The sequence below is a fragment of the Actinomadura coerulea genome (assembly GCF_014208105.1).
Lineage (GTDB): Bacteria > Actinomycetota > Actinomycetes > Streptosporangiales > Streptosporangiaceae > Spirillospora > Spirillospora coerulea.
In genome coordinates, this window is sequence record NZ_JACHMQ010000001.1 from 6,412,620 (window position 1) to 6,427,417 (window position 14,798).

Genomic DNA, 14,798 nt, shown 5'->3' on the forward strand with positions numbered 1-14,798 from the left:
GGCTCGGGAGGTGGGTGACACTCCGGCTAGATGATCTTCATCCTGTTAGGTTGAGGATACTGCCGCAGGTTGAGCGTGCGGCGGCGGAGGTCGGCAGGGATTGCGGTGAGGGCTGAACCGCAGGGTCGGCTATCGTGCGCCTGATGACGGTGGTCTATGTCGTGGATGGCGCGAAGATCCAGAATCTGGAGGACTTCTGGCGGGTCATGGGCGAATCGGTGACTGGCCCGGGCGGGTACTTCGGCCGGAACCTCGACGCTTTCAGCGATTGCTTGCGTGGTGGATTTGGGACGCCCGATGACGATGACTTCGTGGTCGAGTGGCGTGATCATGAACTGTGCCGCCGATGCCTGGGGTTTGCCGAGACGGTGCGGCAGTTGGAGCTGAGACTGGCGCGGTGTCATCCGACGAACCGGCCGTCGGTCCGAGCGGAGCTCGAAGCCGCTCGTGCGGAAAATGGTCCCACGGTCTTCGATTGGCTCGTTGAGATCTTCGAGCAGGAACAACCCGGCAAGCTCCGGCTGTGCTGACGGTCATCGTGTTGCTGTGACCTTGATCGCCGGAGGCGACGGTGCGGAACCTCCGGAGCTACGGAGCTGCCTGCGCTCCTCTGGCTTGCGGGCTTTGAATCGGGCGATGGGTTTGGTGGTGGTGCGGGCGACTTCGGCGATGACCTGGCCGGTATGGGTGATGCGGAAGGTGCCGTCGGTGTCCTCGATCGTGACGGTGGTTCCGGCGTGGCCGATGCCGACCTGGATTTTTTGCCCTGCGATCATGATCTGGCCGCGGCTGCTGACCCGCCGTTGCACCCGCACGGGTTCGGCCTGCGGCTGGGGTTGGGGTCCGGCGGGGCGGGCGTCCCGGACATGGGTGAGGTCCTCAGCAGTGAGCGGGTTGGGCAGGGTGCGTAGCAGCACGGAACCGTCGAGCAGGTGCAGCAGATTGCCGTCGATGCGGACGGTGACCCGTTGTCCGGCGAACTGGTAGCCGACCGAGTGCTGCCGTCCGCCCAGGGCGACCAGCCCGCAGGCGTTGACGGTCCGGTCGACCTCGAACGCCTCACCGGTGCCGGGCCGGGCTTTGGTGGTGGCGGGCGGGATGCGGGTGCCGCCGTCGGCGAGCAGCCTGCGCAGGTGCTGTGGGGCGAGCCGGGACGGCACCCTCTTGATCCGTGTTCCGGCTGCCAGCAGTTCCACCACGGTGGTGTCGGCCCGCAGAGTGAGGGTCACACCGGCGCGGTGGGTGCCAAGCCAGAACTGCTGTCCGCAGACGGCCAGGTTCCCCGACGCCGGAACCACCCGGGTGAACTCCACCGCCAGGTCGACGGGGTCAACGCCGTTGGCCGACATGACCAGCCCGGCGGTGTCCACCGCCGCCGGCTCCGGCTCCGGCTCGGGGACCCGTTCAGGTTCCGGTACCGGCTCAGGCTCGGGGTCTGGGTCGGGCAGTTCCTGGACAGGATGCAGCGCTGGTGGCAGCCGCAGCGGGAGCTGGGCGTCGTGGCGGGGACGGAACCGGTCGGCGTGCCGGTCCATGTCCAGCGCCTGGTGCGGCCGGTCGTGGTTGTACTGGTCGACGAAGCCGTCGATCGCCTGCTGGGCCTCGGTCAGGTCGGCGAACGGCTTGTGGTCGTCGAGCAGTTCCCTGCGCAGGGTCTGGTGGAACCGTTCGACCTTGCCGGTGGTGGTGGGCGAGTTAGGGCGGGTCAGACGGTGGGTGATGGCGTTCTCCCGGCAGATCCGGTCGAACAGCACCTCCCCGCCGCGGCCGAACCGGGCGGTGAACTGCTTTCCGTTGTCGGTCAGCAGCTCATCCGGCGCCCCGAACCGGCCCAACGCATCCGCCAAGGCCAAGCACACGGCCCGGCCGGTCGGGCGGGCCACCACGGTGGCGGCCACGCAGTACCGGGAGTGGTCATCGACCCCGGTGACGACCTTGCATTCGGTGCCGTCGGCCAGCATGATCCCGCCGACGATGTCCATCTGCCACAACTGCATCGGCTCTGACCGTTGCCAGCGCTTGTAGTCCTCACGCCGACGCTTGCCTGAGGTGACCTGCACCAGGCCGTGTCGCACCAGCACCCGGTGCACCGTCGCACGGCACGGCACCGGCCCCGGACAGCCCCGCGGGGTCAGTTCCCACACCAGTCGTCGGGCGCCCCAGGACGGATGGTTGCGGCGCAGTTCGCAGATCAGCGCCTCCACCTCGGGCGGCGTCCGGGTCGGTGACGACCTCGGCCGCGACGATCGGTCCGACAACCCCGCCAGCCCCTGCTCCCGGTACCGGGAAAGCCACCGATGCACCGCCTGACGGGAGACTCCGAACCGTCCGGCGACCTCGGTGACACTCGCCCCCGCCAGCACCTGCAGCACAGCCTGATACCGCTGCTCCACCACGCTCAACTCCACCAGCACTCGGCGGAGTGTCACACAGGTCCTGAGAACGATCTGTCACCCAGGTCATGAGACCCGACACTCTGTGCACCCGGGCCGGATGAGAACTTTCTTTACGTCTTTCAAGGGCGCCCGCTCCGCGGCCGCCGCCGGCCGGTCCGGGCCGGGCATGCGGCCTCTCCGGGCCGACCCGCCCCGGACCGCCCGGCCACCATGAGTCGGCCCGTATCGAATAGCGTCCAGTCGTTCGGGGCCCTTATGTCCTGTGGACTAAGAGAACCGGCCCGCCTGTGAGGGCGGGCCGGTTTCAGTGTTTACTGCCCGGTCCATCGCGGGATCTCGATGACCACTTGCGATGATCGGTGATTACCCGTCCTCCATGCCGAAATGGAGAACGGTAGGTGCGTTACTGGAGGAACCCGGAACCCGGCTCTTCCAGTTCAGTCGTCGAGGTCCTCCTCGTCGGCTGACGCCAGGAGCGCTTCGACCACCTCCGCGTGGGAGGCATTGAAGCGCCTGCTCACCGCCATGGTGTACCTCCACCAGGGGATGCCCTTGAGGCAGACCTCCAGGGCTTCCTCGTGGGTCCTAGAACCCTCGTAGTGGCGTACGTGGGCGTATTCGTCCAGGTCTACGCCCTTGGCGTGAGCGTCCAGCACCTCCGCGTGAGTGGCGAAGCGGGAGCGCACGGGCCAGTAGTCGCCCACGTCGATGCCCTTGGCGTGAGCGTCGAGCACCTCCGCATGAGTGGCGCTGTAGGCCCGAGCGGCCTCGTAGGCCCCCACGTCGATGCCCTTGGCGTGAGCCTCCAGCACCTCCTCGTGAGAAATAGGCCAGAGCCAGTGGCTCCGCGCCTTGCCGTAGTACCCAACGTCGATGCCTGCAGCGCAGACCTCCAGCACCTCCGCGTGGGTAGCGCCGCCCTTGAGCGCCGAGGCGTAGTGGGCCACGTCGATGTCATCGGCGTGACCAGCCAGGACGTCCTCGTGTGAGGCGCCATGCTTCCGCCGTGCGATGGCGTAGCGCTCCACACTGACGCCGATGGCATGAGCCTCCAGCACTTCCGCGTGGGACGCGCTGTGGAGCCGTGCGGACTCGGCGGTCCACCCCAGGAAGGGGTACACCCACCCCAGCGCCTCGGCGTAGTACGCCAGGTGGATGCCGAGGGCATGAGCCTCCAGCGCCTGCGCGTGAGACGCGCCGACTTCCCGCGCCTTGGCGTACTGGTACAGGTAGATGCCGTTGGCCTGGGCCTCCAGCGCCTCCGCGTGGGTGGCACCGGCTTCCCGAGCTTCGGTGTAGTTCCCCAGGTAGAGGCTGCGGACGGCGTGAGCCTCCAGCACCTCCGCGTGGGTGGCACCAGCCCGCCGCGCCTTGGCGTACTCAGCCTTGGCGATGTGCCAGTACCAAGCCCTCAGGTAGTCCAGCCAGGTGATCCTGGCCGCTGAGACCTTGCCCGGCGCGTCGTCGGTGGACAGGTGCGACTGGGTGTCAGGGATCTCGGACATACGAGATTCCTCGCTTTCGGAAATTTTGGTTGTTGGTGCTTGCAGCAATGACCGTCCTCGAAACACGCGTCGTAGCAAGAGTTGCCGCCTTGGTCGCGAGACGCATGGAGTCACCCAGTAGACGATCTTGATCGCGCTACGGATCAGACGGCGACGGTTACGCCCTACGATCGCCACAGCGTGGCTGATGTGGGTTGCGTGGTTGGGGGCGATCGCCGCCGCGCGGCTTCCGGTGCTCGGGCCGTGGCCGGCCCTGCGCTCCGGGTCCGCTTGCCCTCGGATGATCGGGGTACTGTTCCCGTTCCGAGCGGCCTGGGGACGCGTAGCTCAGCAGCTACGGCGGCGTGCAATTAGCGTGCAATTAGCCACGGTGATCAGGGGGCAGTCACGGTCACTCGCGGTACGAGCGGAGGCCAGGTCAGCCGCCCTGACGGCCCGGATCGGTTTGATTCCCAAGCTGACAGCGCGGGTTCGATTCCCGTCACCCGCTCCACCAAGAAGGCCCAGGCCAGGGAGTAAGTCCCCGCCTGGGCCTTGATCGTTTAAGGGCCGTCCACAGGCCCTCTTGCCATTAGCGTGCCATGAGGTCACCGGCCCAGGGCCCGATCGAACCAGGGAAGACGTGGGCACCAGCACCTGGCCGAACGTACTTGTTCATGTGGGCGACCAGGTGGGGAACGATCACAGCCGGGACACAGACGGTGTGCGACCCTGCTCGCGCCTCGGCGAGCCCGAGGATCATCTCCCCGATGGCCGGCTTGACGCGGGCGCCCCGGTGCCTGGACGGTGCGGTTCACGGGGGTTGATGTCGCACGCGGCGCAGCGCCGTGACCTCGCTCCCTCCCAGGAGCACATGGAGCGGCCTCGCGGGTCCGGTGTGCCTTGATCTTCAAGGGTGCCCGCTCCGCGGTCGACGCGTCACGAATAGCGTCCGCTGTTCCGGCGGACACACATTCTTCTGTTCTACGCACGAAAAAACCGGCCTGCTCAGTGAGGCAGGCCGGTTTCGGTTTCACTTGCCCGTTCATCGCAGGATCTCGATGACTATCCGCGATGATCGGTGAATGCCCGCTCCCCATGTCGAAATGAGGGACGGTGGGATGTAACTGGAGAAGCCGGACGCGGCTCTTTCAGCTATTCGCCGAGGCGCTCAGACTCGGCTGACGCCAGGATCGCTTCGACTATCTCCGCATGGGAGGCGTCGGGGCGACCGTGCATCTCCGTGAGGTACGTCCACAAGGGGATGCGCTTGAGGCAGATCTCCAGGGCCTGCTCATGGGTCCTGGAACCCTCGTATTGGCGCGCGTTGGCGTAATTGAACAGGTTCACGCCCTGGGCGTGGGCGTCCAGCGCCTCCGCGTGGGTGGCGGTACGGGCTCGCGCGGTCGCGTAGTCGAACAGGTCGATGCGCTTGTCGTGAGCCTCCAGCGCTTCTGTGTGAGAAGCACCGACCCGCCTTGACATGGCGTAGTTGACCGGATCGACGCGGCGGGCAACGGCCTCCAGCGTCTCCGCGTGGGGGCCGCCGGCCTGCCGCAGCCAGGCGTATTCCCTCAAGCCGAGGTAACCGAAGGCGTTCGCCTCCAACACCTCTGCATGGGCGGCGCCGGCCTGCCGCGCCCTGGCGTATTCAATCTTGTCGATGCCTTGGCACCAAGCCTTCAGGTAATCCAGCCAGGTGATCTCGACCCCTGACACTCGGATCGGCAGGTAGTCGGTGGACAGGCCCGACAGGATGTTATGGATCTCGGACATACGAGATGCCTCGCTTTCGGAATCTTGTTTGTAGGTACTTCCAGCGCGACTCTAACAGACACTGATGTCTGTATGACATAGACGGCGATGGTTGCGCCTTACGATCGCTACCGCGTGGCTGAGGTGCGTTGCGTGGTTGGGGGCGATCGCTGCCGTGCGGTTTCCGGTGCTCGGGCCACGGCCGGCACTGCGCTCCGGGTCCGCTTGCCCTCGGATGGTCGGGTGCTGCCCCCGCTCCGATCAGGACGAGGGGGCGCAGGTCAGCGACTGTTGCGGCGGGCCATTAGCGGGCCATTAGCGGGCCATTAACCAGGGTGAAAGGGGCACTCACGGTCACTTGCGGTACGGCGCTACGCCAGGTCGGGGGCACCAGCAGGCAGGTTCGGGTCTATTCCCAAGCTGACAGCGCCCGTCGTCATCGTCCTGTGTCTGCTCGGCTTGGACGAGCGCATCGAAGCCGTCCGCGATGGCCCGATCAGCCTTGGTAGATCGGTGCCGATACCGCAGCGCCGCCCGCTCGTTGTCGTGCCCCATGCGGGCCATCAGGTTGCGCAATGAGCGCCCATGTCCGCCGCAAGGGTGTTGCCGGTGTCGAAGGTCGTGGAAGTGCAGGTTCTGCACCCCCAACGAGCTGACGACTTGGCTCCACCGAGTCAGCTTGTTGAAGCCGCTCCGCCGCAGCGGCCCGCCCTTGATTCCGGTGAAGACGAGGGCATCAGCGCCCGGCCGGACGTACTTGTTCAGGTGAGCGACCCGGTGAGGAACGATCGCAGCCGGGACAGAGACGGTGCGCGTCCCCGCTCGTGACTTGGCGGGGCCGAGGATCATCCCCCCGTTGGCCCGCTCGACGTAGGCGCCCCGTACCCGGACGGTGCGGTTCATGGGGTCGACATCGCAGCGGCGCAGCGCCGTGACCTCGCCCCATCGAAGGCTCGCGAACGCGGCGAGCAGGATCAGCGCCCGAAGCCGGTCGTCCTGGACCAGATCCGCGCGCCCCTCCTCAGCAAGCTTCCAGAGCGCCCGCTCAGCCTCCAGGCGCGTCCCGAAGGAACCCGGGAACCGGCGCATGACGCCGTTTTTGACCTGGTAGCGCAGCCGGTACTCACCCGAGTCCAGTTTCCGGATGTTGCCGACCGGTCGCACGCCGACCCGCTCAGCCAGCTCGAAGACCTGAGCAACCGTGAGGGTCGGGCGTTCGGGCGCATCCTCGGTACCGGCCCCACGGACGCGGCACGGGTTCCGAGTGAGGATCTTGTCCTCGTCGACCGCCGTCATGAGCATGCCCCGCAGAAGCCGGTACGCCTTCGCGCGCGAGGTCGCCGAGGGCGCCGCACCCGGCTCTGCGAGCCGGGCATGCGGCCTGTTCCGTCCGGTCCCGTCTCGCAGCCCGGCTCCGGCCGCCCAACTCTTAGAGTTGGCGCCATGACCTTCACTAGTGGATCGGAGGCTTACCAGGTGATCGGCAGAGATGACCCCCGACCGGGATGGATTAGTCGGCTCGTCACGGAGTTGAGCACGCTTCTGCAGGAACAGATTACGCTTGCGGAGCCTTTGGATAAGTGTTTGATGGACGACGAGGGGTTCTCGTTTTCCTGTCCTATCCGTAGTTCGCCCCCACAAGGCAACGGCTTCCAGCTGTGCTGGGAAGGAGTGCTGGGGATGGAGCCCATCAACGGGAAGCCTCACACCAGCGTTTCGCTCTTCCTGTACAGCAGGAACCGGCGACTCGGGATGATGGACCATAAGCAGGGCAGCGTTTTGGAGATCGAGTACGAGGGTTCGCTGGAACATGGCGGGCGATGGGGAACTCCCACATGGTTCCCGGACGAGTTTGGTGAGTACCTCGCGTACGCCTCATACAGCGATCGGTGAACGAGCACCAAGCACGGCTCAGGTCAGGGGACGGGTGAGGACGGATCTGGACAGTGCTGTCTTGCTTTTAAACAGGTAGTCCGCGGCTCAGTCCTACGATCGCCACAGCTTGGCTGATGTGGGCTGCGTGGCTGGCGGCGGACGCCGCCGCGCGGCTTCCGATGCTCGGGCCTTGGCCGGCGCTGCGCTCCGGGTCCGCTCGCCCTCGGATGATCGGATGCTGTCGCCGTGCCGGTCAGCCGAGGTACGCCGGTCAGCAGCTATGGTGTCGTGCCATCAGGGCGGTCAGTGAGGGGTACTCATGGTCACTTGCGCCGAAGCCTTTGCAACGGGACCGGTACCTACCGATGGAAGCGCGTGAGCTGTTCGTGAGACTCGTAGAACAGATGCTCACCGCCGATGCCGTTCTTCGGAATCGGGATGGCGGAGCCTCTGCTCAAGCCCCTGGCCCCCCTGGACGGCTGCACTGGTAAGTCCCTTAGCTGTTGGGACGCTGCCTAGACTCGGGTTCATGTTGAGACTCGGCTTCCCCGTAATCGGTGTGACCGACATTCCCCGGGCCGTATCGTTCTGGACGTCCGCGCTGGACTTGGTGCCCGTATCCGAGTGGGAGAGCCCAGGTTGGCGGACACTGGAATATGCGGATGGGTCGGGCCGGGCGCTCGCTCTGATGCTCAGCAGTTCGCCCGCCGAAGCGCACCCGCGCATCCACCTCGACCTGCTGACGGACACCACGGCCGAGCAGGAGGCCGAGGTCGAGCGTCTGATCGGTTTGGGAGCTGTCAGAGTCGACTGGGACCTGTATCCGCCGGACCCCGACTTCGTCGTCCTCGCCGACCCCGACGGCAACATCTTCTGCATCGTGGATCTGAGCCGGGCCCCGTCCGGTTCGTCCTAGAGTCCCTGTGGTCCCGGGCGGGACGAGCATCCCGGACCGGTTCGGTGCGGAGTTTTCTGGCTCGCTGCCCTTGGCACTAACGGAAAGTCTGAGCGGGGCTGGACGTGCCCGAAGCGGGGCTTCGCGGCCCCGCCCTCGCGTCCCGGAACGCTCGTTCGCGCGCATCTGCATGGCACACCATCTCGCCGTCCGCGGAGCATCCCTGCTCAGGGGAAGCGGCGTCGAGCGAGTCTTGCTGTCGTCGTTCCTAGCGGGCCGAGGGGCGCAGATCAGCAGCTATGGTGGCGGCCCTTGGCGGTTCGTCAGCTGGGATGCCAACGGTGCATCGATAGCCGAGCATTATCGAGCCTTGGGGCGCTCCTAGTGGCGGTTCACCTTTGCGAGCAGTTGAGGACGGGTGAACCAGTCGGGATCGAGTCGGTGGCCGGTCAATGATTCCAAGGTGGCCATCGCCGTCTCCCAGTCCGGGCCTGGGTCGGAACTACCGTGAAGATTGCACAAGGCGTCGAGGTGGTCGGTCAAAGCCTCCGGGTCGGTTCCCCGCCGGTCCAGCGGGCTCAGCGTGTCCAGTTCGGTGACCACCACGCCGTCGACGATGTAGTAGAGCCTGTTGAAGTTGTTGATCGTCCAGAACACCGAATGAACGGTGGCGTTCTGGCCGAGCCGCCGCAACGCCTCCTCCTCGGCGGTGGCGGTGCCGAACCCCACGATGATGACCGCGTCGCCGCGCTGCTCGACGAAAACCGTGTCATCCAGGTCGTCGTATTCGAGGTCAGAGGCGCAATCAGCCGGACGGCCCGTCGTCATGGTGTCCGGTTCGCCGTGCAACCGACGTACCACCTCTTCGACGGTCAAGCGCGCCCGGTGTGGAGAACGCACCACCGTCCAAGACATGTTCTCCTCAACGGAAAAGTACTCCGAAAGGTCGCTCAATTGCTGATCCGCGCCCGGCGCGGACCGCGCCGCCGCCGACCGGACAAGGCCCGCGCGGACAAGGGATACGACTCGGCTGAACTGCGCGCCTGGCTGCGCCGCCGCGGTGTCACGCCGCGCATCGCGCGCCGCGGCGTCGAATCCAGCGAGCGGCTCGGCCGGCACCGTTGGAAGATCGAGCGCACGATCGCCTGGATCTTCGGCTACCGCCGGCTCACCGTCCGCTACGAACGCTCGGCCAACCTGTTCGCCGCGTTCCTCACCCTCGCCGCCACGCTCACCTGCTGGAAGAAGCTTGCCACGTGACGCTCTTGCGTAGGAAGGCCTCAAGCTGTTCGGCGAAGCCCGGTGCTGCGGCGACGAAGTGACCAGCGCCCGGATGCACGCTGCGCTCGCCACCGAGCACATCCGCCAGAGCGTCGCAGATCCGCTCGAGCGCGGCCGCGTGGTCTCCGGACGCGACGAGCACTGGGACGCCGGCGTCACGGATCGCGTCGAGCTGTGGGTGCGCCTCCCTGGTCGGCCGACCACCCTGCGCCCGCCGAACGCCGGCGACCACGTTCTCGGGGAGCGGGCCGTCACCGACGGGCGCGCCCGCGAGATGGAGGAACTCGCGCAACTCGGCCGGGTCCATGTCCATCCCGTGGGTGAGGACCGCATCGGCGATGCGCTCGAGCCGCGCCACCTCGGGATCGTCAGGGACAAGGTAGTGGAGCGGCGGCTCGATCAGGGTGAGCGAGCGCACGCTGCCCGGCGCGGCGGCGGCCGCGATCAACGCCCCGAGGGCGCCGTAGGAGTGGGCGACAACGTGCGGGCGGCCGACGAGCAGCGGCGCCAAGTCCAGGGCGTCCACCTCGAAGTCCTGACACTCCTGCGGTGGTGGACTCGGCGGATAGCCACGGCGATGGACATATGCCAGCGTCCACCGATCGGCCAGCGGAGCCAAAGCGCCCCACGTCGTCCGCGGGCCAGCACCGCCATGCACAAGCAGGACCTCGGGCCCAAAGCCATCACGCACCACCACGACCTCGCCCACGCGGCGAGCATAGCGACGCACCGTGAGACACGGCGCAAGGAGCAGCACCGTCACAGCACCACGTGAGACACGCTCTTAGTGGTCTGAGCCGTAAGTTCCTCGGGGGCTTGATGGATGGTCAGTGGCCGAGGTAGCCGAGGTGGAGGCCGAATCCCCACACAGAGCCTGATCCGCTGTAGCGGATCCGGCTGAGGGGAAGCCGTTCTTCGGTGGCCGGTTCGCCTTCGATGTAGGCGAACCGGCAGGGGAAGCGCAGCCCGGCGCTGGCGGTGCGGCGGCCGGCGTGCTCGGTGCGATCGGTCTCAATCAGGGGGGCCGGGCTTGGCGAGCAGGGCAGCCGCGGAGCGGTGGATCTTGGTGAGCGCGGCCATGAGGTGCCTTCGCTCGGCGGTGGTGAGGTCGGCGAGAACCTTCTCCTCGAGCGTACGGCGTTCCGCCTCGACCGGCTCCTGCAGGGCGCGGCCTTCGTCGGTCAGCCAGAGCCGGACGAGTCGATTGTCGCGAGAAGGCGGATACGTCCTGGATCCCATCGGCCCAGGCCTCTACGCACCGATCGACACCGCTGACATCGCCGCCGCAGCCGCCGCCGTCCTCACCGAGGACGGCCACGCGGGCCAGGCATACGACCTCACCGGCGAAGAATTGTTCACCGTCGCCGGGCAGGTCGCGGTCATCAGTAAGACGATCGGCCATGATCTGCAGGCCCGTAAGGTCAGTTCGGCCGAGGAAGCCGTCAAGGCCCGCTTCCCCAACGGCGTGCCACCGGCGCTGGCCGAGGCGCTGGTGGAGGGATTTGAGTTGATGGCGGCCGACGTCCTGGCCTACACCACCGACAACGTGCGCAAGCTGACCGGACGTGCGCCGCGAACATTCGCCGACTGGTGCACACGCAACGCCGCTGTGTTCCAGGAAGCAGCGGATGCCTGACGGGCAGTAGGGCCTCTCCCTTGCGTCCTGCCGAGCAGGTTGATCGGGGACATTCGCCACGCGTCATTGACGATCTTGTCTGGAAAGCCCTCCCGTGCTCGTTGCTCGCGCCCGCCAGATCACCCTGACAGCCTCCGAACGGCGAGGGCTGAAGGTGTGCCGCTGTCACGGTGGAGCTGTCCCGAACTGGCCGACCAGGTCGTGGCCCGGGGCATCGCACCGGCGATGTCGGCCTCCACCGTGCGCCGGATGCTGACCGCCGACACGCTCAAGCCCTGGCAGTACGCCTCGGGGTGTTCGTCCGCGACCCGCAGTTCGCCATGAAGGCCGGTCGGGTCCTGGATCTGTACGCCCGGATCTTCGATGGCGTTCCGCTCGCCGACGACGAATACGTGATCTCCTCTGATGAAAAGACCTCGATCCAGGCGCGCTGCCACTGCCACCCCACCTTGGCGCCGGGCATCTCCCGCACGATGCGCGTTGAGCATGAGTACGACCGCGGTGGGGCGCTGGCCTACCTGGCGGCCTACGACGTCCACCGGGCCCAGGTGCTCGGGCTTTGCTCCGAGACCACCGGGATCGATCCGTTCATGGAACTGGTCGATGAGGTCATGGCCCGTCAGCCTTACGCCTTGGCCTGAAGCGCCCCGGGTTCAATAGAGGCTCTATGTTGTGACTGTGACCTGCGGTTCTGTGTGGTTCTGTCGGTAGTAGAGGGCCTCGTATTCGTCGGGTGGGACGTGGCCGATCTCACCGTGGAGCCGGGTGGTGTTGTACCAGTCCACGTACCCGGCGGTGGCCAGCTCGACGCCGGTCAGGTTCTTCCACGGCCCACCAGGTTTGATCAGCTCGGTCTTGTAGAGCCCGATCGCCGACTCCATCAACGCGTTGTCCAGCGCGTCGCCGACGGTGCCGATGGAGGCGTCGATCCCGGCGTCGACCAGGTGCGCGGTGAACCGGAAAGACGTGTATTGCGACCCCGCGTCGCTGTGATGGACCAGGCCGGGCCCGACGGGTCGTCCGGCCCGGTCGCGCCGCCACAGCGCCATGTCCAGCGCGTCCAGCACCAGACGGGTCCGCTTGGTGGTCGCCGCCGCCCAGCCGACGATGGCGCGGGAGAAGATGTCGACCACGAACGCGATGTAGACCACGCCGGCCCAGGTGGTCACGTGGGTGAAGTCGGCCACCCATCGGCGGTTCGGGCTGCCGGCGGTGAAGTCGCGGCGCAGCAGGTCGGTGGCCCGCTCATGCCCGTCGTCGCGGACGGTGGTGCGGACCCTGCGGCCGCGGCGGGCACCATGCAGGCCCAGCTCGCGCATCAATCGCTCGACCGTGCAGCGCGCCACGACATGGCCCTCGCGCTGAAGCTGCCGCCAGATCTTGCGTGCGCCGTACACCCGGTAGTTGTCGGTGTAGATGCGGGTGATCTCGGTCTTGAGCCATGCGTCACGCTCGGCTCGGGCCGAGGCCGGGCGTGACTTGGCGGCGTAGTAGGTGGACGGTGCGATCTTGGTGCCGTGCGCGGACAGCACCCGGCAGATCGGCTCGACCCCGAACACCCTCTTGAACGCGTCGATGAACGCGATCAGTACCTGGGTGGCCGGTCGAGCTCGGCCGCGAAGAAACCCGCCGCCGCCTTGAGGATCTCGTTCGCCCGCCGCAGCTCGGCGTTCTCCCGCTTGAGCCGCTTCAGCTCGGCTGATTCCTCGGTCGTGGTCCCCGGCCGGGCACCGGCGTCGACCTCGGCCCGACGCACCCAGCTGCGCACCGTCTCGGTCGAGGTGACTCCCAGCTTGGCCGCGACGGCCTTCATCGCCGACCACTCACTGGGGTAGTCCGGGCGGACCTCGGCCACCATGCGGACCGCGCGCCTGCGCAGCTCAGGGGGATAGGGGGACGGACGTGCCATGACTCGATCCTCTCAGGGAAACGAGCCTCCATCCGACCCGGGGCGCTTCAGCCAGCCGCGTGTTCTGGATCGTCGACAACGGCTCCTCACAACGCGGCCAGGCCGCGATCGACCGCCTGACCGCCCGCTACCCCAACGCGGTGATGGTCCACACGCCCGTGCATGCCTCGTGGACCAACCAGATAGAGATCTTCTTCTCCATCGTGCAACGCAAGGTCGTGACCCCCAACGACTTCACCGACCTGGACCAGATCCAAGACCGGCTGACTGCCTTCGAGCACCGTTGCAACCAGACCGCCCGGCCCTTCCGATGGAAGTTCACTCGTACCGATCTCGACGACCTGCTGGCGCGGATCGAGCGACACGAACTGAAAGAGCCCGGGCCACAATCCGGGCATCATCACCAACCAGTCGCAGCCTGAGAACCCCGAAGGACTCACGAACAGGACCACTTAGGGTCCGCAATGACGTCCACGGCGATCGTTTCGCTTCCTTCTGGGGGGAACCGGTGTCTGAGTGTGCGAGTGATCAGCGGCAGAGCACGAGTTGATCGAGCGATGGAAGCCGGGACCGTCCCGGCGGCACACGGAGGCACCGTGGCCGGACACTGGCCCGACTCCGACCACCCCTCCGCCCAGGCCGTGAACGGGATTCCCAAGGTCCTGTTCTCCCGCACCCTGAACTCGGCCGGCGACCGGCCCGAGACGCGGATCGCCGGCGGTGACACGGCGGACCAGATCGCCAAGCCCGGCCGGAATCCTTGAACTGATGTACGCGCCAGCCGACGGCGCCAGTGCGTGATCCCGGAACTGTGAAGGCAGCCTAGGAAGTGGATGCCGTCGGGGGCTCGACGGTGGTCGACTCGAACGGGTGCGGCCAAGGGGCTCCCAGGGCGGTCCACCACCTCAAGTAAGGCACGCCCAGCACCGACGGTTGAGCGCCCTCTTCGCTCCAGGTCTCCGCCACCTCGTCGAGGGCGGACGGCTCCACGCCGAACAGCGCGGCCGCAGCCCGTCGGCTCTCCACCGTGTCGTTGTCCGGGAGACCCTCGCCCTCCTCTTCGATCGAGGCGACGTGTACGGCCGTGCCGTCGGGGCCGAGAACCTCGTTGATCACGCCGTGTTCGTCGAAGTCGGAGGCCGTGATCGCCCGCGCACCCCACTCCGGCATGAGCTTTTCCACTGCCGAGGACAATGTCACGCTGAAGTCGGCGAAAACGAAGACCCGTGCCCCTTCGATCATCACATCGAGGGTCGACTGGTGGGCGGCCGCGAGCGCGAGCGCGAATTCCTCGGGATCCCGCCCGCCGTTCAGGTCGATAACAGCCCAGCCGCTGAACGATGACATTGTTCAACCATATCAATGCCCCGCTCCGGTAGCAGCTAGCAACCGTGGTGGTCCCGAAGCCGACATCGCCGGTTCGACCCCCTTCACCCGCTTTCCGGGTCAGGGCTCTGCGGTGACCAATCACTGACGCTCCGCGTCTTTCGTTCGCGGGCATCGTGCCCGTTACATGCCCGGTCTCGCCCTTCGCTTCTTGGGATTCTTTAGCTCCCGCTGGCTATCT

Annotated in this window: 16 protein-coding genes and 2 pseudogenes; 9 read left to right on the top strand and 9 right to left on the bottom strand. The window is 66.8% G+C overall.

Features of this window, described 5'->3' with window-relative positions; all coding sequences use genetic code 11:
- Nucleotides 1-143 precede the first annotated feature (143 nt).
- On the top strand, nt 144-530 hold the full coding sequence (locus tag BKA00_RS29655) for a barstar family protein (protein ID WP_185030636.1): 387 nt from the start codon (nt 144-146) through the stop codon (nt 528-530).
- Between the two features lie 63 nt (nt 531-593).
- On the opposite strand, the pseudogene BKA00_RS29660 reads toward BKA00_RS29655, so the two are convergent.
- The 4 genes and pseudogenes from BKA00_RS29660 to BKA00_RS29675 all read right to left on the bottom strand — a co-directional run.
- Nucleotides 594-2,402, bottom strand: a pseudogene (locus tag BKA00_RS29660) (IS481 family transposase); the annotation flags it as partial.
- Between the two features lie 431 nt (nt 2,403-2,833).
- The gene (locus BKA00_RS29665; RefSeq protein WP_185030641.1) at nt 2,834-3,901 is read right to left on the bottom strand and encodes a hypothetical protein; all 1,068 of its coding nucleotides are present in this window, start codon (nt 3,899-3,901) and stop codon (nt 2,834-2,836) included.
- Between the two features lie 1,134 nt (nt 3,902-5,035).
- Nucleotides 5,036-5,656 carry a hypothetical protein gene (locus BKA00_RS29670; protein WP_185030643.1) on the bottom strand — a complete coding sequence of 207 codons (621 nt, stop codon included), beginning with the start codon at nt 5,654-5,656 and terminating at the stop codon, nt 5,036-5,038.
- Between the two features lie 333 nt (nt 5,657-5,989).
- Nucleotides 5,990-6,931 carry a tyrosine-type recombinase/integrase gene (locus BKA00_RS29675; RefSeq protein WP_185030645.1) on the bottom strand — a complete coding sequence of 314 codons (942 nt, stop codon included), beginning with the start codon at nt 6,929-6,931 and terminating at the stop codon, nt 5,990-5,992.
- Between the two features lie 147 nt (nt 6,932-7,078).
- On the opposite strand from BKA00_RS29675, the gene BKA00_RS29680 reads away from it, so the two are divergent.
- Nucleotides 7,079-7,528 (top strand): hypothetical protein, encoded by a 450-nt coding sequence (locus BKA00_RS29680; RefSeq protein WP_185030647.1) that lies wholly within the window; start codon nt 7,079-7,081, stop codon nt 7,526-7,528.
- A gap of 511 nt (nt 7,529-8,039) precedes the next feature.
- Complete coding sequence (locus tag BKA00_RS29685; RefSeq protein ID WP_185030649.1) at nt 8,040-8,426, top strand: VOC family protein; 387 nt, start codon at nt 8,040-8,042, stop codon at nt 8,424-8,426.
- A 360-nt stretch (nt 8,427-8,786) separates the two neighbouring features.
- On the opposite strand, the gene BKA00_RS29690 is transcribed toward BKA00_RS29685, so the two are convergent.
- Entirely contained in the window at nt 8,787-9,359 is a 573-nt protein-coding gene (locus BKA00_RS29690; RefSeq protein WP_185030651.1) for a DUF6461 domain-containing protein, read from the bottom strand.
- Nucleotides 9,360-9,374: 15 nt separating this feature from the next.
- Here BKA00_RS29690 and BKA00_RS29695 point away from each other — a divergent pair.
- Nucleotides 9,375-9,665: pseudogene (locus BKA00_RS29695) on the top strand (transposase); the annotation flags it as partial.
- Here BKA00_RS29695 and BKA00_RS29700 read toward each other — a convergent pair.
- Complete coding sequence (locus BKA00_RS29700; RefSeq protein ID WP_185030653.1) at nt 9,637-10,395, bottom strand: alpha/beta fold hydrolase; 759 nt, start codon at nt 10,393-10,395, stop codon at nt 9,637-9,639. The pseudogene BKA00_RS29695 and the gene BKA00_RS29700 sit on opposite strands and share 29 nt — an antisense overlap.
- A gap of 302 nt (nt 10,396-10,697) precedes the next feature.
- A complete protein-coding gene (locus BKA00_RS29705) occupies nt 10,698-10,925 on the bottom strand; it encodes a helix-turn-helix domain-containing protein (RefSeq protein ID WP_221493338.1) in 228 nt (75 codons plus the stop codon).
- On the opposite strand from BKA00_RS29705, the gene BKA00_RS29710 reads away from it, so the two are divergent.
- The 3 genes from BKA00_RS29710 (at nt 10,891) to BKA00_RS29720 (ending at nt 11,963) form a co-directional block, all read left to right on the top strand.
- Nucleotides 10,891-11,322, top strand: a complete 432-nt coding sequence (locus BKA00_RS29710; protein WP_185030655.1) for a Rossmann-fold NAD(P)-binding domain-containing protein — start codon at nt 10,891-10,893, stop codon at nt 11,320-11,322. The genes BKA00_RS29705 and BKA00_RS29710 overlap by 35 nt on opposite strands.
- 156 nt (nt 11,323-11,478) lie before the next feature.
- On the top strand, nt 11,479-11,646 hold the full coding sequence (locus BKA00_RS29715; protein WP_185030657.1) for a hypothetical protein: 168 nt from the start codon (nt 11,479-11,481) through the stop codon (nt 11,644-11,646).
- Nucleotides 11,616-11,963, top strand: a complete 348-nt coding sequence (locus BKA00_RS29720) for a hypothetical protein (protein WP_185030659.1) — start codon at nt 11,616-11,618, stop codon at nt 11,961-11,963. Before BKA00_RS29715 ends, BKA00_RS29720 begins: the two co-directional genes overlap by 31 nt.
- 24 nt (nt 11,964-11,987) lie before the next feature.
- On the opposite strand, the gene BKA00_RS29725 is transcribed toward BKA00_RS29720, so the two are convergent.
- Nucleotides 11,988-13,231 (bottom strand): IS3 family transposase gene (locus tag BKA00_RS29725; protein ID WP_244993810.1). Its coding sequence is split into 2 segments (ribosomal slippage): nt 11,988-12,949 and nt 12,949-13,231, totalling 1,245 coding nucleotides; the frame shifts between segments, so codons are not numbered across the junction.
- Between the two features lie 59 nt (nt 13,232-13,290).
- Here BKA00_RS29725 and BKA00_RS29730 point away from each other — a divergent pair.
- Nucleotides 13,291-13,653 (top strand): transposase, encoded by a 363-nt coding sequence (locus BKA00_RS29730; RefSeq protein WP_230298971.1) that lies wholly within the window; start codon nt 13,291-13,293, stop codon nt 13,651-13,653.
- Nucleotides 13,654-13,827: 174 nt separating this feature from the next.
- On the top strand, nt 13,828-13,995 hold the full coding sequence (locus BKA00_RS29735; RefSeq protein WP_185030662.1) for a dihydrofolate reductase family protein: 168 nt from the start codon (nt 13,828-13,830) through the stop codon (nt 13,993-13,995).
- A 58-nt stretch (nt 13,996-14,053) separates the two neighbouring features.
- On the opposite strand, the gene BKA00_RS29740 is transcribed toward BKA00_RS29735, so the two are convergent.
- On the bottom strand, nt 14,054-14,578 hold the full coding sequence (locus BKA00_RS29740; RefSeq protein WP_185030664.1) for a hypothetical protein: 525 nt from the start codon (nt 14,576-14,578) through the stop codon (nt 14,054-14,056).
- Nucleotides 14,579-14,798 lie beyond the last annotated feature (220 nt).